18 protein-coding genes are annotated in these 22,212 nt (G+C 63.3%); 2 read left to right on the forward strand and 16 right to left on the reverse strand.

Annotated elements, in window-relative coordinates; translation table 11 throughout:
• The 8 genes from V8Z78_RS16040 to V8Z78_RS16075 form a co-directional block, all read right to left on the reverse strand.
• The coding region (locus V8Z78_RS16040) for a hypothetical protein (RefSeq protein WP_349731707.1) at positions 1-261 on the reverse strand (261 nt) is incomplete at its 3' end.
• A gap of 179 nt (positions 262-440) precedes the next feature.
• On the reverse strand, positions 441-1,532 hold the full coding sequence (locus V8Z78_RS16045; RefSeq protein ID WP_003070968.1) for a ribonucleotide-diphosphate reductase subunit beta: 1,092 nt from the start codon (positions 1,530-1,532) through the stop codon (positions 441-443).
• Between the two features lie 227 nt (positions 1,533-1,759).
• Positions 1,760-4,669, reverse strand: a complete 2,910-nt coding sequence (locus V8Z78_RS16050) for a ribonucleoside-diphosphate reductase subunit alpha (RefSeq protein WP_034381329.1) — start codon at positions 4,667-4,669, stop codon at positions 1,760-1,762.
• A 504-nt stretch (positions 4,670-5,173) separates the two neighbouring features.
• Positions 5,174-5,803 carry a 1,6-anhydro-N-acetylmuramyl-L-alanine amidase AmpD gene (ampD, locus tag V8Z78_RS16055; RefSeq protein WP_003070972.1) on the reverse strand — a complete coding sequence of 210 codons (630 nt, stop codon included), beginning with the start codon at positions 5,801-5,803 and terminating at the stop codon, positions 5,174-5,176.
• Positions 5,796-7,262, reverse strand: a complete 1,467-nt coding sequence (locus V8Z78_RS16060) for a sigma-54-dependent transcriptional regulator (RefSeq protein WP_280040508.1) — start codon at positions 7,260-7,262, stop codon at positions 5,796-5,798. Before V8Z78_RS16060 ends, ampD begins: the two co-directional genes overlap by 8 nt.
• 47 nt (positions 7,263-7,309) lie before the next feature.
• Complete coding sequence (locus V8Z78_RS16065) at positions 7,310-9,115, reverse strand: sensor histidine kinase (protein ID WP_003070978.1); 1,806 nt, start codon at positions 9,113-9,115, stop codon at positions 7,310-7,312.
• 4 nt (positions 9,116-9,119) lie between these two features.
• Complete coding sequence (locus V8Z78_RS16070; RefSeq protein ID WP_057093520.1) at positions 9,120-9,365, reverse strand: PP0621 family protein; 246 nt, start codon at positions 9,363-9,365, stop codon at positions 9,120-9,122.
• Positions 9,362-10,168, reverse strand: a complete 807-nt coding sequence (locus V8Z78_RS16075; RefSeq protein WP_034357803.1) for a cytochrome C assembly family protein — start codon at positions 10,166-10,168, stop codon at positions 9,362-9,364. Before V8Z78_RS16075 ends, V8Z78_RS16070 begins: the two co-directional genes overlap by 4 nt.
• A gap of 488 nt (positions 10,169-10,656) precedes the next feature.
• Between V8Z78_RS16075 and ffh the strand changes: the two genes are divergently transcribed.
• Both ffh and V8Z78_RS16085 read left to right on the forward strand, forming a co-directional pair.
• On the forward strand, positions 10,657-12,048 hold the full coding sequence (gene ffh, locus V8Z78_RS16080; RefSeq protein WP_003070990.1) for a signal recognition particle protein: 1,392 nt from the start codon (positions 10,657-10,659) through the stop codon (positions 12,046-12,048).
• A gap of 296 nt (positions 12,049-12,344) precedes the next feature.
• Positions 12,345-12,923 (forward strand): C40 family peptidase, encoded by a 579-nt coding sequence (locus V8Z78_RS16085; protein WP_349731708.1) that lies wholly within the window; start codon positions 12,345-12,347, stop codon positions 12,921-12,923.
• A 67-nt stretch (positions 12,924-12,990) separates the two neighbouring features.
• Here the strand turns inward: V8Z78_RS16085 and V8Z78_RS16090 are convergent, their stop codons facing one another.
• The 8 genes from V8Z78_RS16090 to modB form a co-directional block, all read right to left on the reverse strand.
• Positions 12,991-13,698 (reverse strand): DUF1266 domain-containing protein, encoded by a 708-nt coding sequence (locus V8Z78_RS16090; protein WP_003070995.1) that lies wholly within the window; start codon positions 13,696-13,698, stop codon positions 12,991-12,993.
• Positions 13,695-14,897 carry a hypothetical protein gene (locus V8Z78_RS16095; RefSeq protein ID WP_039049812.1) on the reverse strand — a complete coding sequence of 401 codons (1,203 nt, stop codon included), beginning with the start codon at positions 14,895-14,897 and terminating at the stop codon, positions 13,695-13,697. Before V8Z78_RS16095 ends, V8Z78_RS16090 begins: the two co-directional genes overlap by 4 nt.
• The gene (locus V8Z78_RS16100) at positions 14,879-17,191 is read right to left on the reverse strand and encodes a hypothetical protein (protein WP_349731709.1); all 2,313 of its coding nucleotides are present in this window, start codon (positions 17,189-17,191) and stop codon (positions 14,879-14,881) included. Before V8Z78_RS16100 ends, V8Z78_RS16095 begins: the two co-directional genes overlap by 19 nt.
• 188 nt (positions 17,192-17,379) lie before the next feature.
• Positions 17,380-18,708 (reverse strand): tRNA (N6-isopentenyl adenosine(37)-C2)-methylthiotransferase MiaB, encoded by a 1,329-nt coding sequence (gene miaB / locus V8Z78_RS16105; protein ID WP_003071003.1) that lies wholly within the window; start codon positions 18,706-18,708, stop codon positions 17,380-17,382.
• A gap of 157 nt (positions 18,709-18,865) precedes the next feature.
• On the reverse strand, positions 18,866-19,270 hold the full coding sequence (locus V8Z78_RS16110; RefSeq protein ID WP_279088375.1) for a hypothetical protein: 405 nt from the start codon (positions 19,268-19,270) through the stop codon (positions 18,866-18,868).
• Positions 19,271-19,366: 96 nt separating this feature from the next.
• Complete coding sequence (gene fdhD / locus V8Z78_RS16115; protein ID WP_349731710.1) at positions 19,367-20,230, reverse strand: formate dehydrogenase accessory sulfurtransferase FdhD; 864 nt, start codon at positions 20,228-20,230, stop codon at positions 19,367-19,369.
• Positions 20,231-20,287: 57 nt separating this feature from the next.
• Positions 20,288-21,373 carry a molybdenum ABC transporter ATP-binding protein gene (gene modC, locus V8Z78_RS16120; RefSeq protein WP_349731711.1) on the reverse strand — a complete coding sequence of 362 codons (1,086 nt, stop codon included), beginning with the start codon at positions 21,371-21,373 and terminating at the stop codon, positions 20,288-20,290.
• The gene (gene modB, locus V8Z78_RS16125; protein ID WP_349731712.1) at positions 21,370-22,050 is read right to left on the reverse strand and encodes a molybdate ABC transporter permease subunit; all 681 of its coding nucleotides are present in this window, start codon (positions 22,048-22,050) and stop codon (positions 21,370-21,372) included. The genes modC and modB overlap by 4 nt, the downstream gene beginning before the upstream one ends.
• Positions 22,051-22,212: the final 162 nt, after the last annotated feature.

Consider the following 22,212-nt stretch of genomic DNA (forward strand, 5'->3'; position numbering starts at 1 on the left):
CTTCTTGGGTGCAGCCTTTGCAGGAGCAGCGGCCTTGGCAGCGGTAGCAGCCTTCTTGGGGGCAGCCTTTGCAGGAGCAGCAGCCTTGGCAGCGGTAGCAGCCTTCTTGGGTGCAGCCTTTGCAGGAGCAGCGGCCTTGGGGGCTGCGGTCTTGGTTGCAGCTGCCTTCTTCACAGCTTCAGCCTTGGGCGCGGCCGCCTTCTTGGCAGGTGTCTTTTTCTCGGTTGTGGCCTTGGCGGCCGTCTTCTTCGCAGTTGCCATCATTTTCTCCTTCGTTGATTTGCATAAGACGTCCGGTTCCTTGCGGTGCCGGACGATTCAAAGCGATGTGGAGTTACGCATCGCTAGGAACACAAATTTGCTTCACGCCAAAAATCTCAGTTTTTTGTAGCAATGAAGTGAAGCAAGTCATGACTCGCATTGTGCCTGCTTAGAAGCAATTAATCCCAAGAAAGTGCGCCTCCGGTCTGATACTCGATCACTCGTGTCTCAAAGAAGTTACGTTCTTTCTTCAAATCGATCATTTCGCTCATCCAGGGGAAGGGATTTTCTTCACCGGGGAACAGTTCCTCCAGACCGATCTGCGTGGCGCGACGGTTGGCGATGTAGCGCAGATAGCCCTTGAACATGGATGCATTCATGCCCAGCACGCCGCGTGGCATGGTGTCTTCGGCGTAGCGATATTCGAGCTCCACGGCCTTCTGGAACAGCTCCGTGATTTCCTGCTTGAACTCGGCCGTCCACAGATGGGGATTCTCGAGCTTGAGCTGGTTGATCAGATCGATGCCGAAGTTGCAGTGCATGGACTCGTCGCGCAGGATGTACTGGTACTGCTCGGCGGCGCCCGTCATCTTGTTCTGGCGGCCCAGGGCCAGGATCTGCGTGAAGCCCACGTAGAAGAACAGACCTTCCATCAGGCAGGCAAAAACGATCAGCGACTTCAGCAGAGTCTGGTCGGTCTCGGGCGTGCCGGTGTGGAAGTTGGGGTCCATGATCGCTTCGATGAAGGGGATCAGGAACTCGTCCTTGTCGCGGATGGATTGGACTTCGTTGTAGGCGTTGAAGATTTCCGATTCATCCAGGCCCAGCGATTCCACGATGTACTGGTAGGCATGGGTGTGGATGGCTTCCTCGAAAGCCTGGCGCAGCAGGAACTGGCGGCACTCGGGCGCAGTGATGTGGCGGTAGGTGCCCAGCACGATGTTGTTGGCAGCCAGCGAGTCGGCCGTCACAAAGAAGCCCAGATTGCGCTTGACGATGCGGCGCTCGTCTTCGGTCAGGCCGTTGGGGTCCTTCCACAGAGCGATGTCGCGCGTCATGTTCACTTCCTGCGGCATCCAGTGGTTGGCGCAGGTGGCCAGATACTTTTCCCAGGCCCACTTGTATTTGAAGGGGACCAGCTGGTTCACGTCGGTCTTGGCGTTGATGATGCGCTTGTCGGCGGCATTCACACGCTTGTGGGTGCTGGTGGACGCGCCGGCTTCTGCGCTGGTGGCGGAAGAGGCAAAGGTGTCGTCGTCAAAGCTCAGCATATTTATTCCTTGAGGGGGAAAAGGCTGGGTGCAATGCAATCGACATCCAGCTTTTCAGTCATTTATTGATGGAGTGGCGCCACTCAAATACTGGCGCACTCTAAAGCGAGAGACACCGAGGAAGCGCCGCCGCGCACCGAGGGTGTCGTCCCCCTCCGGCGCTCAGCGCCAGAGAGGGGGAAGGCGCGGGGCCGCCTAGGCCAAGCGCCTCAGGGGGAGCCAGTCAATTACTGGCAGGCCTCGCAGCCTGGGTCGTCGATCGCGCAGAACTTGATGTCCGTGGCGGGTGCCTGGGCACGGGCAGCGGCGGCAGCGGCTTCCAGTGCGCTCACCGCAGGCTTGGCCGCAGGGGCCGCCGAAGCAGCAGGAGCACCGGAGGACACGGCGTTTAGCACACGGCTTTGCACGGTGGACTTCTCGATATTGGTCGCGCTGGTGGTGCGCAGGTAGTAGGTGGTCTTCAGACCGCGCAGCCAGGCCAGCATGTAGGTGTCGTGCAGCTTCTTGCCCGATGCACCGGCCATGTAGATGTTCAGGCTCTGGGCCTGGTCGATCCACTTCTGGCGGCGCGAGGCGGCTTCCACTAGCCATTCGGGCGAGACTTCGAACGCGGTGGCGTAGAGGTTCTTGATCTCTTGCGGCACGCGGTCGATGGCGCGCAGCGAGCCGTCGAAATGCTTGAGGTCCATGACCATCACGTCGTCCCACAGGCCCAGGCGCTTGAGGTCGCGCACCAGGTACTGGTTGATGACGGTGAATTCGCCAGACAGATTGGACTTCACGGACAGGTTGCCGAACGAAGGCTCGATCGAGGCATCCACACCCACGATGTTGGAGATGGTGGCTGTGGGCGCAATGGCCACGCAGTTGGAGTTGCGCATGCCGTCCTGGGCGATCTTGGCGCGCAGTGCATCCCAGTCCAGCTTGGCGGAGCGATCCACTTCCACATAGCCGCCGCGGGCCTTTTCCAGCAGCTTCAGGGTGTCGGGGGGCAGGATGCCCTGATCCCACAGCGAGCCCTTGAAGGTGGAGTAGGTGCCGCGTTCCTTGGACAGCTCGGTCGACGCCCAGTAAGCGTAGTAGCAGATGGCTTCCATGGCCTCGTCGGCGAACTCGACGGCGCCCTGGCTGGCGTAGGCGGTGCGCATTTCATACAGCGCGTCCTGGAAACCCATCAGGCCCATGCCCACGGGGCGGTGGCGCAGATTGGAGTCCTTGGCCTTTTGCACGGCGTAGTAGTTGATGTCGATCACGTTGTCCAGCATGCGCATGGCCGTGTTCACGGTCTTGCGCAGCTTGTCGTGGTCGATCTTGCCGTCCTTGATGTGCTGGACCAGGTTCACGGAACCCAGGTTGCAGACCGCAGTTTCGGTGTCGCTGGTGTTGAGCGTGATCTCGGTGCACAGATTGGACGAGTGCACCACACCCACGTGCTGCTGGGGCGAGCGGATGTTGCAGGGGTCCTTGAAGGTGATCCAGGGATGGCCGGTCTCGAACAGCATCGAGAGCATCTTGCGCCACAGATCCACGGCAGGCACGCGCTTGAACAGCTTGAGCTCGCCGCTGTCGGTCTTGGCTTCATAGGCGGTGTAGGCCTTCTCGAAGGCTTCGCCGTACAGATCGTGCAGATCGGGAGCGTCGGCGGGCGAGAACAGGGTCCACTGGCCTTTTTCCATCACGCGCTTCATGAACAGGTCGGGAATCCAGTTCGCCGTGTTCATGTCGTGGGTGCGGCGGCGGTCGTCGCCGGTGTTCTTGCGCAGCTCCAGGAACTCTTCGATGTCCAGGTGCCAGGATTCCAGATAGGTGCAGACCGCGCCCTTGCGCTTGCCGCCCTGGTTCACGGCCACGGCCGTGTCGTTGACCACCTTGAGGAAGGGAACCACGCCTTGCGATTCGCCGTTGGTGCCCTTGATGCGCGAGCCCAGGGCACGCACACGGGTCCAGTCATTGCCCAGGCCGCCGGCAAACTTGGACAGCAGGGCGTTTTCCTTGATGGATTCGTAGATGCCGTCCAGGTCGTCGGGCACGGTGGTCAGGTAGCAGGACGACAGCTGCGAGCGCAGCGTGCCGCTGTTGAACAGCGTCGGGGTGGACGACATGAAGTCGAAGGACGACAGCAGCTCGTAGAACTCGATGGCACGGGCGTTGCGGTCGGGCTCATTCAGCGCCAGGCCCATGGCCACGCGCATGAAGAAGGACTGGGGCAGCTCGATGCGGGTCTTGCGCACGTGCAGGAAGTAGCGGTCGTACAGGGTCTGCAGACCCAGGTAGTCGAACTGCTCGTCGCGCTCGGCCTTCAGAGCCTTGGCCAGACGGGGCAGGTCGTAGTTCAGCAGCTCGGGGTTGAGCAGCTCGTTGTCCACGCCCTTTTGCACAAAGCCAGGGAAGTAGTCTGCATAGGCAGCCTGCATTTCTGCGGGCTGCACGTCGCGGCCCATGACTTCGCGCACGATGGTGTGCAGCAGCAGGCGGGCGGTGACGTAGGTGTAGTCGGGGTCTTTTTCGATCAGCGTACGGGCGGCCAGGATGGACGCCTTGTAGACCTCGGCCAGAGGCACGCCGTCGTACAGATTGCGCAGGGTCTCGGCCACGATGGGCGCGGACTGGATGTCGGCATTCAGATTGCGGCAGGAAGCGACGATCAGAGCCTCCAGGCGCTCCTGGTCCAGGGGCACGCGCTGGCCGTTGTCGGTCACATGCAGCACGGGCTTGGCGGCGGCAGCGGCGGCCACTTCGGCGGCCTTCTTCTGCTCGGCACGTTCCTGGTTGCGGCGCTCGCGGTACAGCACATAGGCACGGGCCACGTCCTGGTGACCGGCGCGCATCAGGCCCAGCTCGACCTGGTCCTGCACATCTTCGATATGGAAGGTGCCGCCATCGGGGCGCGAGCGCACCAGTGCGCGCACCACGCCTTCGGTCAGTTCGTTGACGGTGTCGCGCACGCTGGCAGATGCCGCGCCCTGTGCGCCGCGCACAGCCAGGAAAGCCTTGGTCAGGGCCACGGCAATCTTCTGGGGCGCGAAAGCCACCACATCGCCGCTGCGGCGGATGATCTGATAGCTGTCATTGGGGGAGGAAGAATTGGCTGCACCGGCAGGTGCGGCAGAAGGCAGTGAGTTCAACGCTTCTTGCATAAGTTCCTCTGAGTCAGTATGTGGATAGGCAGACAAAGGCCTGCACTGTGGGCAGGCCATCAAAAACACGATTCGGCGCCTCGGTTTACACATGGTTTGCACAGGGTGTGCACAACTTGTAAACACTAGATATGGGGTCTGAGGCTCTTCAAAACACTACCGGTAGTGTATCGCGCTTAAATCCGAGCGACCTGATGAAACTACTGAATCTGGCATTTCGAGCGCCGCTTGACAGCCGCAAAAATGACTTCATCCCGCATGAATAAAGGCCTGCGGCGCGGTTGCGCGCGGCGGCAGATCGGGCCGGAAATATGTAAAAAATTTGCGTGTTTGATGCAGGCGACAGTTGTTGCACGCGCGCCATTGACATGCCGTTTCGAGCCCCGCAACGATGGATGCTTGGGATTCTCAAAATGAGGAGCGCATGGCGCTTGCTGGTACAGGATTTCAGCTGCGAATATGTATGAAATCGAGTACTGAAAGGCGGTAGGTGCTATGAAGATTTCAGGCCGCGCCTGAGGCTGCAGCACTGGGAGGGAATTCCCAGCTTCGGGTGCTGTCTGCGCTGGCCAGCTGCTGCTGCAGCCGCTGCCAGTCGAAACCGGGTCCGGGGTCCTGCTTGCGTCCGGGTGCGATGTGCTCGTGCCCGGCAATGTAGCGCACCGGATAGTGCGCCGCGATGGCCATGCAAAGCTGCTGCAGGGCCTGGTACTGCGGAGCTTCAAAGCTCAGTCCTTCCAGGCCTTCGAGTTCGATGCCGATGGAGTCGTCGTTGCAGCGCTCGCGCCCGCGCCACTGGCTCACGCCGGCATGCCATGCGCGGTCGTCGCAACTGACGAACTGCCAGATCTCGCCCTGGCGCGTGATAAAGAAATGCGACGAGACTTCGAGGCCGCGAATGCCTTGGTAATAGGGGTGGGCGTCCCAGTCCAGCTGATTGGTGAACAGTTGCTGCACCGCGCCTGTACCGTACTGGCCCGGAGGCAGGCTGATGGAGTGGATGACGACGAGATCGATCTGCGCATCCGCGGGGCGAGGGCCGAAATTGGGAGATCTCAGCTGACGCGCCGCACCATACCAGCCGGCCTGCCAGGGCTGGGCCAGGGAGGAGGAAAGAGGCGTGGAATCAGACATTATCGCTCTGGTGTTTGCTGCCTTCGGCCGGCAGGTCTATGCCCAGACGGTCGATGCGGTAGCGAATCTGGCGCAGGCTGATGCCCAGTCTGGCCGCCGTGGCTGTGCGGTTGAAGCCGTTGTCCTGCAGGGCTCTGACCAGGATGCTGCGCTCCTGCTCATCAAGCCAGCCTTGCAGATCCTCCGGCAGCGTGGCCGGACTGCCTGCGTGCTGAGCTTGCGGCGGCGGTGCGCTCGATGCCCAAGCGCCCGAGGGAGCCGCTGCCGCCACACCAGCGCACTCGGTCGGCACGCCGGATTCGGGCAGACGCAGCGGGCCTTCCTCGCCCAGTGCAATGGCGCGGTGCAGCACGTTCTCCAGCTCGCGCACATTGCCAGGCAGCGGGAGCCGGGCTATCTGGCTCAGGCTGATGTCGTCCAGCTCCGGCGTAGCCAGTCCGGACTCGCGGGCCAGCTTTTGCAGCAAAGCCTGGCATAGCTGGCCCAGGTCTTCACGGCGCTCGCGCAGCGCGGGTAGCTCGATTTCGATGACATTGAGGCGGTAGAACAGGTCCTGGCGGAAATTGCCTGCCTGCACTTCCGCTACCAGGTCGCGGTGGGTGGCGCTGACGATGCGCACATCGACGGCTTCTTCCTGGGTGCTGCCCAGCGGACGAATCTTGCGCTCCTGAATGGCGCGCAGCAGCTTGGCCTGCATGGCCAGGGGCAGGTCGCCGATTTCATCGAGAAACAAGGTGCCGCCCTGCGCGGCCTGGAAGTAGCCGGGCCTGTCCTGCGTGGCACCGGTGTAGGAGCCCTTGCGGGCACCGAAGAACTCGGCTTCGAGCAGGCTTTCCGGAATGGCGCCGCAGTTGACTGCGACCATGGGCCCGCCGGCCCGCTGGCTGCAGCCGTGCAGGGCGCGTGCCACCAGTTCCTTGCCCGTGCCGGATTCACCGTGGATCAGCACGGGAGCCATGCCTTTGGCGACCTTGGCAATGCGCTGCTTGACCAGTTGCATGGCCTGAGATTTGCCAACCAGAGCCTCCAGGGCGCCAGCTGGCGTTCCCGCACCAGTGCCACTGGCGGCCGAGCTGTCGCTGGCCTGCGGGTTGCCGGGCTTGGGCACTGCGCCAATGCCTTGCACGGCCGAAGCCACGACCTGACGGAACTGGCGCAGGTCCACGGGCTTGGTCAGATAGTCGAACGCGCCCGCGCGCAGGGCCTCGACGGCGTTTTCGGCAGAGCCGTAGGCCGTCATGACGATGCAGCGCTCGCTGCGCGACTGATCGCGCAGCTGCAGCAGCAGCTCCATGCCGATCCCGTCGGGCAGGCGCATATCGGTAATCAAGACATCGAAATTGCGGCCTTGCAACTGAGTCATGCCTTCCTGGACCGAGCCCGCGGTTTCCACGCGGTAGCCTTCCCGCAACAAGGTCAGCTCGTAGAGCGTGCGCAGATCCGGTTCATCATCGACCACGAGAATGCTGGCCGCTGCGGATGAGTGAGGCGATGATGTCACTGGGCTTACACCATGATCGAGTCAAACAGGGAGTGGCTCGCGAGGGATGAAGGGCCGCTGCGCAGAGTCACGATAAAGGCATTGCCGTTCACCTCGCCTTGCGGTGTGCTGCGAGCCAGGCGTTGATAGCTGATGGAGGCATCGTAGCGCTGGCACAGCTCGCGGCATATATAGAGTCCGAGGCCGCTGGAGCGGCTTTGAGAGGAGAAGAACGGCTCGAACAGATGGCGCTCGACGCTGGACTCCAGCGGCGCTCCATCACTCCAGACCATGAACCAGCAGGTGTCGTCCTGCGGTGCGAGACCCTGGATCTGACCGTTCAAGGGCCCGTGGCCGCTGATCAACTGCAGGCCCGCCTCATTGCCGGCATGGCTGCGGTGGCGCTGGGCATTGTCCAGCAAGTTGATCAGCACGCGGCGCAGATGCTCTTCATCGAACAGGATATGGCGGGCCGTTGCATTGAGCCGCAGCAGAAGCTGGCGCGGCGGAGCGGCCTGTGTGCGCCATTCATGGCTGATCTGGGCCAGCAGGGTGTCCAGCGGCAGCGACTGGCCCTGATGGGTTTCTGCGCCCTGCTGCACGCGCGCCAGGTTGAGGATTTCTTCGGCGATGCGGGCCAGTCGGTCGGCGTTCTGCCCCACGATCCGGCATAGCTGTTGAGGGCCGGGCTGGCTCGCCAGGTCTTCAGCCAGCAGCGCATTGGCCTGGGTGATGGCGGCCAGCGGGTTGCGTATTTCGTGGGCCACGGCAGCCGACATACGGCCCATGGAAGCCAGCTTTTCGGTGCGCAGCTGCGCTTCCATTTCGCGCAGGTCGTGAAGAAACATGACGCAAAGCGAATGGCTGGCTTGCGCCTGCGGACCCTCGTCCAGATAGGGCGCCGAAACTTCGGTGATGCGTGTGCGCACATGCATGCCCGTGGCGCCGTGTCGTTCATGAGCCTGCAGGTGAATCGTGGCGGACAGCGGGCGGGCATGGGCAAAGCTGGCTTGTGTTGAATGCGCCAGCGGCTCCCACCAGCTGTGGGCCTGCAGGGAAAAAGGCTGGGGGTGATCTATGGGCAGGCCCAGCAGCTGCAAGGCAGCTGGGTTGGCCTGCAGAACCAGCAAGCTCGAGTCGACCACCAGCACGCCGTCGGAGAAGTGGTTGATCACCAGACTGTTGACCTGCTCCTGGGTCTGGGTGCGCAAGCGGTTGAACAGGGCCTGGGAACGCTCGCGCCGGACACGCTTGGCCAGCTCGTGCGTGAGATAGGCCACGCAGAAATAGCCGGCGCAGGAAAACGCCGTCTGGTAGTAAGACTGGGCGCCGTCGTTGAGCCCGCCATGGTATTGCCAGAAGGTGTAGGCCAGCGTCAGCAGTGTGATGCTGGCCGTGGTGCCAAAGGCCAGCATCAGTCCGCCCAGCGCCGAGGAGATCAGGACGGGAATGGCCAGCAGCGCGGTGTAGTTGAGCGAGCCGACCTGAAAGATCTGCAGCAGAAAGATCGCCGCAATGTCGACGCCGATCACGGGCAGCCACTGCAGGGCTGCGCGAGGCGCCGGCAAATGACGTCCGGCAGCCAGGCGCAGCACGACGGTCAGCGTCAGATAGGTGAAGCAGATCAGCCAGGCCAGGGGAGAGCTGATGTTCTGCAGCTGCAGATTCAGCGTCTGCAGCAGCACCAGGGCCAGCGCCAGAAGCACGCGGCCGCTGAGGAAGGCCTGCCACAGGCGTACGAACGGGGCATTGAGACTGGCGTCCGCGCGCCGGCTGATGGCTTCATCGAGCGGGATGGCGGTGTGCTGCCAGGGCGAGGCGGAGTTCACCATGCGGTCAGTGGCGGGCAGTGTCTTGCTGGGCCAGGCGGCGGTGTTCTGCGCTGCAGAAGATCTTGCCCGAGGCGTCGCTCACGGCATCTGCTTGCGGCAGGTGAAGGCCGCAGTGAGCGCAAGCTACCATGGTCTGTGCCTGCTTGGGGGTGCTGGCAGGCCTGGTCTGCTCGGCCACTTCAGCGCGGCGTTTGCTGCGCCAGATTCCGACAGCCACCACCACGACCAGCAGGACCAGCAAATACTTCATGCTGCGCGCTCCAGCAGGACTTCAATCACAAACCGCGAGCCGGCATAGGCCAGCAGCAAAAAGATGGCGCCGATATAAAGAACACGTACGGCGCTCTGGCCGCGCCAGCCGAATCGCTTGCGGCCGAACAGCAGCACGGCAAATGCCAGCCAGGACAGCAGGGAGAAAATGGATTTGTGATTCCACACCCATGCCTTGCCGTAGAGCTGCTCGCCAAACAGCCAGCCTGCGGCCAGTGTGGCGGTCAGCAGCACAAAGCCTGCTCCGACAAAGCGGAAGGTCAGCCGCTCCAGCGTCAGCAGCGGCAGTCCGCTGTCATGGTCGCCGCCCTGGCGCATCTGCCGCTCGGCATGGCTCATCAGCGCGCCATGAACGACGGCTGCGGCAAACAGGCCGTAGGAAGCAATACCCAGAGCCAGATGCAGCGGCAGCCAGGGCGAGGCGTTGACATGCAGCGGTGTGCCGGGGAATACCACGGCCAGAAGCACGGCCACGCTGCCCAGCATGGACAGCGGCCAGCGCGAGCGCAACTGCGGATAGAGCTGCTGCTCCACCACATAGACGGTCAGCACTAGCCAGGCAGTGATCGAGAGTGCAGGAGCAAAGCCGAAGTGCGGCAGCTCGCCAAGCAGACCCCAGCCCAGCAGCAGGGCATGCAGTGCCCAGGCCAGGCGCAGGCAGCGACGGGCACCGGCTTCTTGCAGGTGCTGGGTGGCAAGTGCAGGAATGGCGTAGGCAATGGCTGCGGCCATGGCCAGGATCCAGCCAATGGGGCCAGCTGCGGTGAGCGGTTGGGAGAGCATGCTTTCTATGATAGTGCCGCTGGCCCGCACTCATCTTTTGCAGGCCGCTGCCGTCCGTCAATTTTGCGCATAAAGCGCTGTCTGAACCCGGTCATGAGCGCGGGTTTGAGCGTTTGCAGGGCAGATCGTCGACTTTCGAGCCCGTTCTTCAAGGATTTTCTCCTGCCGGGCGATGTCTCCAGTCTTCCCGCCCAGCCGGCCAGTCCTGCGCCACGAGCCAGGACTTGCAGGAGAGCTCGATTCAGGTCCATTCAGGACCGGCCTGCTCTCTTTTTCGAGGGAGCTGTGGGGCAGAGCGCAGCGACCTTGCACGCCTGAGGCAGATCACGGACAAGTCTGCGGGGCATCGTCAATCAAGGGCAGCGGGTAAAATGCCTGTTCATGCAGCTTCGCCTCGCCTGAGCTGGGTCCGCAAGCTGCCCGGAGAGTCGTGCTGCGCACTCGCGCACGACTTCCGTCCATCCATAACTTTCGAATGCTTTTTGCTTATGGCCTCCGCACTCACCGATAAACTCTCGCGCCTTGTCAAAGAGATGCGCGGCCAGGCCCGCATCACCGAGTCCAATGTGCAGGACATGCTGCGCGAAGTGCGCATGGCCTTGCTGGAGGCCGACGTGGCCCTGCCCGTGGTGCGCGACTTCATTGCCCGCGTCAAGGAAAAGGCGCTGGGCCAGGAAGTCATCAGCTCGCTGCAGCCCGGCCAGGTGCTGGTGTCCATCGTCAACAAGGAGTTGGCGGCGACCATGGGCGAAGGCGTGGCCGACATCAACCTCAATGCCCAGCCTCCCGCCGTCATTCTGATGGCGGGTCTGCAAGGCGCCGGCAAGACCACCACCACGGCCAAGCTGGCCAAGCATCTGATCGAAAAGCGCAAGAAAAAGGTGCTCACGGTTTCGGGAGACGTGTATCGCCCCGCAGCCATCGAGCAGCTCAAGACCGTGACGGCCCAGGCTGGCGCCGAGTGGTTTCCCTCCACGCCCGACCAGAAGCCTCACGATATCGCCGTGGCCGCGATCGACTACGCCAAAAAGCATTTCTTCGATGTGCTGCTGGTGGATACGGCCGGCCGTCTGGCCATCGACGAGCTGCTGATGGCCGAAATCAAGGATTTGCACGCCACGCTCAAGCCCGTCGAAACCCTGTTCGTGGTCGATGCCATGCAGGGCCAGGATGCGGTCAACACGGCCAAGGCCTTCAAGGAAGCGCTGCCGCTGACCGGTATCGTGCTGACCAAGCTCGATGGCGATTCGCGCGGCGGTGCTGCGCTGTCGGTGCGCCAGATCACGGGCGCGCCCATCAAGTTCGCCGGTGTCTCGGAAAAGATCGACGGCCTGGAAGTCTTCGATGCCGACCGCCACGCACAGCGCGTGCTGGGCATGGGCGACATCGTGGCCCTGGTCGAGCAGGTCACCAAGGGCGTGGACATGGAAGCCGCGCAGAAGATGGCCGAGAAGCTCAAGAGCGGCGACGGCTTCGACCTCAACGACTTTCTGGCCCAGCTGCAGCAGATGAAGCAGATGGGCGGTCTCTCGACCCTGATGGACAAGCTGCCCGCCGAGCTGGCCGGCAAGGCCGGTCAGGTCGACATGGATAAGGCCGAGCGCGAGATCAAGCGCAAGGAAGGCATCATCTGCTCCATGACCTTCAAGGAGCGCAAGAACCCCGCCCTGATCAAGGCCACGCGCAAAAAGCGTATTGCCGACGGCGCCGGCGTGCAGGTGCAGGAAGTCAACCGCCTGCTCAAGGAGTTCGAGCAGATGCAGACCATGATGAAGAAGTTCAAGGGCGGCGGTCTGATGAAGATGATGAAGAAGATGGGCGGCATGAAGGCCATGAAGGGCATGATGGGCGGCGGCGGCATGCCCAAGCTGCCGTTCTGATATTTGATCCCCCTGAGCCGCTGCGCGGCTTCCCCTGGCCGGGCGCCCCCAAGGGGGACGACAGCCTCGCTGCGCGGCGGCTCTTGCTCGCTGTCCCTGAGTTGGGGTGTGCTTGGTTTGAGATCAGCGATCTATATAAAGTGAGCTGCTTGCGCTTGTTGTTCATGGGTTTGGATGAGAAATGCATCTGAATCAAAGGAATGGCAAGCGGGAGCAGCTCACTTTTTTGTAAAGAAGCGCAGTAATTGTGGGTAGAAGGTGGCTGTATGGGTGGCTTTCTGAGAACATGCCTTTCCATGAAGCTACAAGACAGGACTTTCGTGGAGGCGGGTCAGCGGCAACCTCTGCCTCAATGTCTGGAGCGCCGCAGCGCGCTGATGCTGGCGGGTTCGCTGCTTGCGGTGCTGGCAGGGTGTTCAACCACCAAAGACAAGCCCCGGCCTGCTGCGCAAGGTGGATCTTCCGTGCGCCCGGCCAATGCCCTGAGTCTGGATGCAGAGCTGCGCGAGTCGCTGCTGGCGCGCACCATGCTGGTGGTCAACACGCCATACACCTATGGCGGCAACTCGCCTGAAGGCGGTTTTGACTGCAGCGGCCTGATTCAGTGGGCCGTGGGGGGCATCACGGAAATGCGCCTGCCCCGCACCACATCGCAATGGGCGCAGGCCAGCAACCCGGTGGACGGACGCGATCTGATGCGCGGCGACTTTGTGTTCTTCAACACTCTGGGCGGGCGCTATTCCCATATGGGAATTTTTGTGGGCAACGGACAGTTTGTGCACGCGCCGTCCAGCGGCGGAACGGTGCAGCGGGTACGCATGGACAATGTGTACTTCGCCAAGCGATTCACGGAAGCCCGAAGCATCTTTGCCTGAACGCCTGCGCCGCGGATGTAAAAAGGGACTGCCTGGCAGTCCCTCGGTTTTTGCGGGGGTCCCGCACTTATGCCGCAGGCTCGGAGGCGGGCTTTGCCTCATCGCCGGTCAGCGGCAGATTCCAGCTCATCGCATGCCAGGGGTGCTGCTCCTGCGTCACCCATTGCGCCACTTCCTCGGTCGTGAAAGCCTTGCCCAGCACATCGCTGCGGCCTTGTGCCAGCCATTGAGCGCGGCCCTGGGCATAGGCCTGGCCGAAAGCAAGCCAGCTGTCGAAGCATTGCTGGGCGCGCTGGGCGTTGAGCTGAAGGATATCCCAATGCAGGGCTTCGTCCGTCCATTCCAGCAGCCTGGCGCTGCGCACAAAAAAGGTCACGCGCGCGCAGGCAAACGCCATTGCGGCGCGCACGTCGTCGCTGCGCTGCAGGCGCTGCAGATCCAGCATGAACCAGCGCTGGCGCAGTGCGTCGGGCAGCTGCTGGCGCACCTGTTCGTCGCTGAGGTCGGTGCGCAGGCCAAGATGGTGCAGGATCATGGGGCGCAGCTGTCTGGCCAGCGCATCGTCAGCGCCATGCAGATCGCTGGCAAAGCCGCCTTGCATGGCGTGGTAGGCCATGGGGTGGGCCAGGGCCAGGGCCCAGTTGCGCTCCTGGCTGCCCGCCTGGTAGCTGATGATGTCGCCGCGTTGCTTGGCCTCCTTGAGGCGCTTGAAGCCGCCGCGCAGCACCCAGTAGATCAGGGCCACGATGAGCAGAAAGATCGTCCATCCGCTCATGTGCGAACTCCTGGGCGACCGGGACGCTTTCTGGCCATCAGCAAGCTCTGTTTCAGTGCCGCGGATTTAGGCATGCGTTCAATGACTTCGCTGTCCAGCGAGTCCTTGCGTGCCGCCACCATCCACTGCATCAGTGGTGACTGCAGATTGAGCCGGGGCAGCAGGGCGGGGTGCTGCTGCATCAGCCACAGTTGTTCGTCGTCGGTCTGCAGCTCCTGCACCGAGCACCAGGGCGCCAGCCCCGGATGGGACTTCAGCAGCTCGGGCGGGCGGCGCACAATGCCCATGGACAGAGCGTCCTCGGGTACCTCGTCGTTGAGCGGCAGATGGTTGAGCAGAGTCACCACATCGGGCATATAGCGCGCAATCGGCGGTCGGTTCTGCTTGCCCTTGATCTGCTCGATCTGAAGCTTGCCGTCCTTTTGCACATAGGCATTGACGGTGATGCGGGGCTGTGCAGTGCCCGTGCGGTAGCTGAACAGCCGCATGCGCCCCGACTCGAGACCCTCGGCGTAATGTTCTCCATAGCCGCCGCTGAAGGACTTGCGGTTGGCAAACTGGCCCACGCAGTGGCCCATCATCTGGCTTTCATAGGCCATTTCCTGGCGCATCTGCGCACTTGTGCCGTCAAACTCCACAAAGGTACCGTGCTGGCCACGCAGCAGCCCGTGCACGGCGCTCTGGCTGTGTTCAACCCGGCCGCTGTTCTGTTTTTTCTCGAAAGCCAGATGCTCCAGCGTCCAGCGCGCCAGCGCCTGTGGGCAGTTCACGCGCTGCAGCTTGCCTTCGAGAGAGGTGCCCTTGCGGGTGGAGAGAAATTCCACCAGCCGTGTCTCCAGCGCCAGCAGGGCGGCGCTGTCGGGCTGCACCCACCAGAGCTCGGGCAGCTCGAAGCCGGCCTGCCTGCGCTCCAGCCGCTCCAGCGCCCAGGCAGGCGGCTGCTGGCGGCCGGCCAGCTCCTGCAACTGCCGGACGTCGGCAATGCGCAGCACGGCAGGCTCGTCGGCCTGCAGATTGCCCACCACATGGCGGTAGAAGTGGTTGCCCAGCCAGACAGCGACATCGGCTGCGTCGCCGCGCTCTGCGCTGCGCTCCTTGATGCGCTGCTTGATGGCCGGCGCGTTGACGACATCGCGCGCCTTGTAGGCACTGGCGGCAGCGGCTTTTTCGACGACCTGATTCACCAGAATTTCCACCATGGTTTGCGACCCGATGCCGCAGCGCCGGCCTGGGCGTCGCGCTCGGCCAGCTTGCGCTCGGCACGCTCTATGCCGGACTGCGACATGCGCCGCTCGTCCTCGTCGTCGTCCTTGTCCAGATAGCTGTTGGCCTGCTTGTGCAGTGCCACGGATTCCTCCAGCAGCTCGGGGTAGGCTTCCAGCGCACAGGCCAGGCGGCGCAGCGGATAGCAGTCCTGCAGCGCGATGACTTCTTGCTGATGCGCGCGCAGACGCGGTAGCACCAGCTCGGGGCGTGTGCTGGAGAAAAAGTCCAGCATGGACATCAGGGACGCCAGGTAGTTGCGGCGCACGTCGCGCTGCTCGTCTTCATCCAGGTCGTGGAACCATTGGTCCAGACGCTCCATCCAGATGCTGATCTCGTCATCGCGGTTGAGCTTGTAGAGCGACAGGGCGACGGTGGAGAAGTAACGCGTGGGTTCGTGGCGGCTGTAGCCATGCTCCTGGGCGAAATGCCACAGGCGCTCGGCCTCGACCACGGTCTGCGCGTCGTCATCCTTGCCCACGGCACACCACAGCAGGCCGTTGTGATGCTCGGCAAACGGGCTGCTGCCCAGTCCCTTGTGGTGCAGCTCGGCGGCCTCGTCGTAGCGGTCCATGAAGCGGTACTTGATGGCCAGGTTGTTGCAGAGCATGGAGTACACATGCAGGTCGCCATCCTTGAAGCGGCCCTGGCCAGTCGCCCAGAAATGCTCGAAGCGGGCGAGACCCTCCTCGTAGTAGCGCACGACCAGAGGCTCGCGCACCTCCTGCGCAGGCACTTTCTTCTTGCCACCCATCAGCGGTGCCAGATCGTCTGCATCGTCAAGGACCACGCCGGCGGCGTAGCACCAGTGCGCGCCATGGCCCTGGGGAAAAGGCCGAGCCAGCGCTTCTTCCAGCGGCAGCGCGGCAAAGCGGGCAGCCCAGAGCGCGGGCAGCTTGTCGCTGTCGGCCATCTCGGGGTGCTGGCCCACGCCAATTTCCAGCAGCGGCAGAGCCTGCTCCATCTGGCGCTTGCGTGCCAGACGCAGGCCGTCGAGCAGAGCCAGCACAGGATGCGCCGGCTGGGCTGCGCGCACCATGTTCAGATAGAAATCAGCCGGATGCAGCGGCCTCTCTTCTTGCGCGAGCAGCTGGCGCATGTCCTCGTCGGTCTGGCCAATGGCCAGAACCAGGGCCCAGGTGATGGCGTTTTCCGGGTCGTTGCTGAACTGCTTCTTGGCGAGCTCGAAGGCGGCCACGGCCGAGACGGGACGAGCGTGGAGCACGCTCTGAAGCGCCAGATCGGCGGCTTGCTTCAGGCGCCCGGTCTGCTCCAGCCAGCCCAGCCAGGAGGCGGTGAAGGGATCGCCCGAGTCATCCGTCAGTCCGAAGTGTCCCTGAGGGGCCAGCTGCAGAGCTGCCTCCAGCTGACCGGCCTGAGCGCAGGCCTGGGCCTGCAGCCGCACGATCTTGACCTGGCGATGCGCCTTGACGGCTTGCGATGGTGGCGGGTTCTCCAGACGGGCGAGCTGTTGCTCACAGGCCATGAGCAGGGCTGGCAGGCTTTGCGGGGCCAGCGGCAGCACATGGTCGGCCAGCGTCATCCAGCGGTCAAAGTCCACCTGCTGATCGGGCGCGGCATCGCGCAATATATTGATGGCGTTCTGCACGAGGCTGGCTGACTCGCTGGTGTGGCCGCCTTTGTGGGCCATTTCCGCCTTGCGAACGCAGAGGATGGCATCAAGATAGGCCGCATCTTCGGCCAGGTCGGGGTTGCGACGCTCCTGGGCGCGTTGCAGCTCAAGGCCCGTGGCCGCAGCTTCCCATGCCTGGAGCTGAGAGGCCATCCAGTGCCAGCCATGCCAGTAGTTGTCGCTGTCCACATCCTCGGGCAGCCCGGCAATGGCCTGTGCCGTCGAACCCAGCAAGGCTTGCGCGGAGGGCTGGTCAAAGCCCATGCGGCTCTGGATGTCGCTGAGGCTCAGGCGCAGCGCGGCTTCTGCGGGGCTCAGTTCGTCGGCAGCGGCCAGGGCAGTGCCGCGATGCTGCTGCAGCAGCTTGTTGGCCGCTTCGGGCTGATCGAGGTAGAGCCAGAAGTCGTGAACGCGCTCGAGCTCCTGCACGGTGGCAGGGGCAAAGTTCTGCTGCCCCATCAATTCCACCGCAGCGGCGATGCGGTCCTGACGGCTGATGTTGCCGGGCTTGTCGTCGTTGTAGTCGTTCAGTAGCTCATGGGCTTGATCCAGCAGGGCGTAGATGGCATCGCCCTGCAGTGCGGCAGTTTGGTTCATGGTGTCCAGAGTTCAATCCGAGGCAGCTTGGCCCCAATAGGCCACCATCCTAGCGGCGGATTGAAGAGGTGTGTGCCATCCGGCAAGGCATCACCATTTGTTACAGAATTTATAACCAGTCATGAAAAAAGCCTGCCTTGGCATTGCCGGCAGGCTTTGTGTGGATGAGGCCGGGGACTGTCGGGTTGTCAATCCTTGACCAGGACTTCGCCGCGCAAGGTGTAAGCCTTGGCTTCGGTAATCTTCACATCCACCATCTGTCCGATCAAACGCTCGTTGCCGGGGAAGTTGACCACGCGGTTGCAATAGGTGCGGCCCATCAGCTCGCTGCCGTCGCGCTTGCTCACGCCTTCGACCAGCAGGCGTTGCACCGTGCCGACACGCTCTTCGCTGATCTCCTTGATGTTGGTGTTGATCACGGCTTGCAGCTCCTGCAGGCGGCGCAGCTTGACTTCGTGCGGCGTGTCGTCGTGCAGATTGGCAGCAGGCGTGCCGGGGCGGGGGCTGAAGATGAAGCTGAACGAGTTGTCGAAGCGCACATCGTGGATGAGCTTCATCATCTTCTGGAAGTCCTCCTCGGTCTCGCCGGGGAAGCCCACGATGAAGTCGCTGCTCATGGCCAGATCGGGGCGGATGGCACGCAGCTTGCGGATGGTGCTCTTGTATTCCATGGCCGTGTAGCCGCGCTTCATGGCCATGAGGATCTTGTCGCTGCCATGTTGCACGGGCAGATGCAGATGGCTGACCAGTTGCGGAATCTTGGCGTAGGCCTCGATCAGGCGCGGCGTGAACTCGTTGGGATGGCTGGTGGTGTAGCGGATGCGTTCGATGCCGGGAATCTCGGCCACATATTCCAGCAGCAGCGCGAAGTCGGCCATCTCGCTGCTGTCGCCCATCTTGCCCAGGTAGGCGTTGACGTTCTGGCCCAGCAGCGTGATTTCCTTCACGCCCTGCTCGGCCAGGCCCGCGACTTCCACCAGCACGTCCTCGAAGGGGCGGCTGACTTCTTCGCCGCGCGTATAGGGCACGACGCAGTAGCTGCAATATTTGGAGCAGCCTTCCATGATGGAGACAAAGGCCGAAGCGCCTTCCACGCGCGCCGGCGGCAGGTGGTCGAACTTCTCGATTTCGGGGAAGGAGATATCGACCTGGGGCTTGGCCTTGGCCGCACGCTGATTGAGCAGCTCGGGCAGGCGGTGCAGGGTCTGGGGGCCGAAGACCACATCGACAAACGGAGCGCGCTTGATGATCTCTGCACCTTCCTGGCTGGCCACGCAGCCGCCCACGCCGATCAGCACGCCTTTTTCCTTGAGATGGCGGATGCGGCCCAGATCGCTGAATACTTTTTCCTGGGCCTTCTCGCGCACCGAGCAGGTGTTGAACAGGATCAGGTCGGCCTCGTCGACGTTCTGTGTGGGCTCGTAACCCTGGGCCGCGCCCAGCACATCGGCCATCTTGTCCGAGTCGTACTCGTTCATCTGGCAGCCAAAGGTTTTGATAAAGACTTTCTTGCTCATGGGGCGCTCTTGTCAGGTGGGCTTGCAGAGTCTGCAAGCACAAAGTGATAGCGGCTGGCGCTTGCCATCACTCGATTTGGATATGGAAACAGTTCGAAAAGCTTGCTGAAAAAGCGCAAGCAGCTCGTCAATCAATAGCGGCCGGCGCGGGCCGGACTCAGCTGCCGAACACGCGCTGCAGCAGGGTGCGCGGCTGGATCGGCTTGTATTTCTCGATTTCGGCCGGGGTCAGAATCCAGGCCGTGTGCAGACCCTGGGTCTGCGGCTCGATCACATAGCCCACCAGCAGCTTCTGGCCTGCATAGTTGCTGGCAAAGACCAGGCTGCGTTCGCGGCTGAACAGGCGAAAGCCTGGCGTGGTGCGAATGGTCGTGCCGTTGATGGCCACTTCGGGGAAGTTGGTGACCGTCAGTTCGCCGAACTGCGCCGTGGGCGGAAAGTTGCGCGTGTCGTCCGAGGGCAGGCCCTGGGCCAGGGCCGGCAGGCTGGCGCTGGCGGCAGCAGCCAGCAAGGCGCAGCCCCAAAGGCGGCGGCTGAAGCGGGTGGTGGTGCAGCGGTTCATGGTGTATATCCAGGGGCTGATCGTGGGGCGGTCAGAGCTGGAGTCATGGCCGCAATGCCGTGATTCTAGAGGCTGGCGCTTGGCAGCAGGGCTTGCTCAGGCTTTGCCGCCCGCAGCATAGAGCACGGCCTTGGGCGGGCGGCACAGCCCCCAGAAGCGCAGGCCCGTCAGCTCGGCCATGCGCACGCCCATGACGGTGGGCGCGGAAATCGTGGCCAGCGCCGCGATGCCGACCTTGGCGCATTTGCGCACCAGTTCATGGCTGCCGCGGCTGGACAGCAGCACAAAGCCGGGTTCGTCGAGGCGGCCTGTGCGGGCCAGCCGGCCGACCAGCTTGTCCAGCGCATTGTGGCGGCCCACGTCTTCGAGCACATCCGTGATGTCGCCGGCCAGCGTGGCCCAGCCTGCGGCATGGATGGCGCCGGCCTCGGCATTGAGAATCTGGTGTGGCGGCAGGGCGTCAATCGCCTTGAGCACGGTGGCTGCGTCGACCTGCTCCAGCCAGTCCTGGGGCGGCAGGGCATCAAACGACAGATCCAGCGCCGCAAAGCTCTCGACTCCGCAGACGCCGCAACCCGTGCGGCCCGTCATGCTGCGGCGTTTGTCCTTGAGCCGGGCAAAGCAGCGCGAGGCGATGTCGAGCTGCACTTCCATGCCGTCCATGCCTTCGGGCAGGCCGGCCGCAGCGGCAGACACGGGGCGGGCTTCGATGCCGTAGCAGTCAGCGGCACTGTCGATGATGCCCTCGGTCAGCGCAAAGCCCAGCGCAAAGTCCTCCACATCGGTGGGCGAGCCCATCATCACCGCATGCGAGATGCCGTTGAAGACCAGTGCGATCGGCACCTCGGCCGCCAGCACGCGCTCCTGCCGCTCCTGCTGCCCGGCGTGGAAGAAGCTCACGGCATGGGTGTGCAGCGGTGCTATCGGCTGGGCAGGGATGGGGCAGGCGGACTCGGTCATGGGCTGATGATAGTCAGCAGGCGCATCCCTTGCCGGCAAGGGGCGGATGCGCTGCGCTCAGTCCAGCAGCGCCATTCCCTTGATCTGTGCATACACCGGCATGCCGGCCTGCAACTGCAAGGCCTTGGCCGAGTGCTGGGTGATTCTGGCCAGCAGCCGGGTGCCGCCCGCCTGCAGCGAAACCATGACCTGCCCCGGCCCATCCTCGCGCAGGCCCAGCACCTGCACCGGCAGGATGTTGAGAATGCTGCTGCCCTCGGGTCTGAGCAGACTCAGGCTGACATCGCGCGCCTGCACGCGCAGCGGCACCGGGCTGCCCAATTCGCGCGGACGGGCCATGACGAGTTGGAGCCGGCCTCCGTCGAAGATCAGCGTGCTCAGATGGTCGGCCGCGTCATGGGCCTGCACCGCGGCGTGGACCACGCTGGAGGCCACGTCGCCATGGGCCAGCGGCAGATCGAGGCTGGAGAGCAGCTCGGTGACCGAGCCCTGCGCCAGCACCTTGCCCGCGCCGAGCAACACCATATGCTGGGCCAGGCGCGCAACCTCGTCCATGGAGTGGCTGACATAGATCACTGGAATTCGCAGATGCCGCTGCAACTGCTCCAGATAGGGCAGAACCTCGGCCTTGCGCTGGGCGTCGAGCGCGGCCAGAGGCTCGTCCATGAGCAGCACTTCGGGGCTGGTGGCCAGCGCTCTTGCAATCGCCACACGCTGGCGTTCGCCGCCCGAAAGCGTGGCGGGCATGCGATCCATCAGATGGGCAATCCCCAGCAGCTCCACGGCCCGCTCCTTGGAGACCTTGCGGCGCTCCTGCGGCGTGCGCTTGAGACCGTAATCGATATTGCGCTGCACCGACAGATGCGGAAACAGGCTGGCCTCCTGGAACACATAACCGAGTGCGCGCTGGTGCGTTGGCAGCCATTGCCGGCTGGCGTCGTCCTGCCATACGGTCTGGTTGACGGTGACGCGACCTTGCGCCCGCTCCAGCCCGGCGAGGCTGCGCAGACAGCTGGTCTTGCCGCAGCCCGAAGGCCCGAACAGGGCCGTGACCCCCTGGCCGGGCAGTTGCAGATCCACATCGAGTTCAAAGTCCGGCCGGCTCAGCTTGAGCTGTGCGGTGATGAAATTGTTGGCTGTCATGCGCGGCGCTCCGCTTTGGGTTGCAGCCAGTTCAAAGCCAGCAGAACGATGAAGGAGAACACCACCATGCCGGCCGCCAGCATATGGGCGTGGCCGTACTCCATGGCTTCCACATGATCGTAAATCTGTACCGAGACCACGCGCGTGACGCTGGGGATGTTGCCGCCCAGCATCAGCACCACGCCGAATTCGCCCACGGTGTGGGCAAAGGTCAGCACGGCGGCGGTGATGAAGCCGGGGCGCGCCAGCGGCAGGGCCACGGTCAGAAAGCGGTCCAGCGGACTGGCGCCCAGGCTGGCCGCAGCCTCCATGGGGCGCGAGCCCAGCGCCTCGAAGGCGCGTTGCAGCGGCTGCACGGTAAACGGCATCGAGTAGATCAGCGAGCCCACCACCAGACCGGCAAAGGTGAACGGCAGATTTCCCAGGCCCATGGCCTGCGTGAGCTTGCCTATGGGGCCATTGGGGCCCATGGTGACCAGCAGATAAAAGCCGATGACGGTGGGTGGCAGCACCAGCGGCAGTGCCACCACGGCACCGATCGGGCCGCGCCAGCGCGAACGGGTATGGGCCAGCCACCAGGCCAGCGGCGTGCACAGCAGCATGAGCAGCACGGTAGTCACGCCCGCGAGCTTGAGCGTGAGCCAGATGGCTGCGTAGTCTTCGGCATTCAGTTGCATGGAATCAAAAACAGGACTTGCGCAAACAAGCATGCACAACGGACATTTCTATCGGCAAAGCACCATGTCCGATCCGAATTTGCGCAAGTCGTAAAAAAAGACCCTTGGAGTGCCCAGCTTAGCCGAGCAGCGCCAAGGGTAGAGCGGATTGGTTTGAGCTCC

It is taken from the genome of Comamonas sp. wu1-DMT (assembly GCF_040187805.1).
GTDB classification, from domain to species: Bacteria; Pseudomonadota; Gammaproteobacteria; order Burkholderiales; family Burkholderiaceae_C; genus Comamonas; species Comamonas thiooxydans.

Bases quoted from the DNA above. Each gene is read 5' to 3' on its own strand.
- V8Z78_RS16110 (WP_279088375.1), bottom strand. From the start codon at position 19,270: ATGAACCGCTGCACCACCACCCGCTTCAGCCGCCGCCTTTGGGGCTGC.
- ffh (WP_003070990.1), top strand. From the start codon at position 10,657: ATGGCCTCCGCACTCACCGATAAACTCTCGCGCCTTGTCAAAGAGATG.
- miaB (WP_003071003.1), bottom strand. From the start codon at position 18,708: ATGAGCAAGAAAGTCTTTATCAAAACCTTTGGCTGCCAGATGAACGAG.
- ampD (WP_003070972.1), bottom strand. From the start codon at position 5,803: ATGTCTGATTCCACGCCTCTTTCCTCCTCCCTGGCCCAGCCCTGGCAG.
- V8Z78_RS16100 (WP_349731709.1), bottom strand. From the start codon at position 17,191: ATGAACCAAACTGCCGCACTGCAGGGCGATGCCATCTACGCCCTGCTG.
- V8Z78_RS16085 (WP_349731708.1), top strand. From the start codon at position 12,345: ATGAAGCTACAAGACAGGACTTTCGTGGAGGCGGGTCAGCGGCAACCT.
- V8Z78_RS16045 (WP_003070968.1), bottom strand. From the start codon at position 1,532: ATGCTGAGCTTTGACGACGACACCTTTGCCTCTTCCGCCACCAGCGCA.
- V8Z78_RS16050 (WP_034381329.1), bottom strand. From the start codon at position 4,669: ATGCAAGAAGCGTTGAACTCACTGCCTTCTGCCGCACCTGCCGGTGCA.
- V8Z78_RS16070 (WP_057093520.1), bottom strand. From the start codon at position 9,365: ATGAAGTATTTGCTGGTCCTGCTGGTCGTGGTGGTGGCTGTCGGAATC.
- V8Z78_RS16075 (WP_034357803.1), bottom strand. From the start codon at position 10,168: ATGCTCTCCCAACCGCTCACCGCAGCTGGCCCCATTGGCTGGATCCTG.
- fdhD (WP_349731710.1), bottom strand. From the start codon at position 20,230: ATGACCGAGTCCGCCTGCCCCATCCCTGCCCAGCCGATAGCACCGCTG.
- modC (WP_349731711.1), bottom strand. From the start codon at position 21,373: ATGACAGCCAACAATTTCATCACCGCACAGCTCAAGCTGAGCCGGCCG.
- V8Z78_RS16090 (WP_003070995.1), bottom strand. From the start codon at position 13,698: ATGAGCGGATGGACGATCTTTCTGCTCATCGTGGCCCTGATCTACTGG.
- modB (WP_349731712.1), bottom strand. From the start codon at position 22,050: ATGCAACTGAATGCCGAAGACTACGCAGCCATCTGGCTCACGCTCAAG.
- V8Z78_RS16065 (WP_003070978.1), bottom strand. From the start codon at position 9,115: ATGGTGAACTCCGCCTCGCCCTGGCAGCACACCGCCATCCCGCTCGAT.
- V8Z78_RS16095 (WP_039049812.1), bottom strand. From the start codon at position 14,897: ATGGTGGAAATTCTGGTGAATCAGGTCGTCGAAAAAGCCGCTGCCGCC.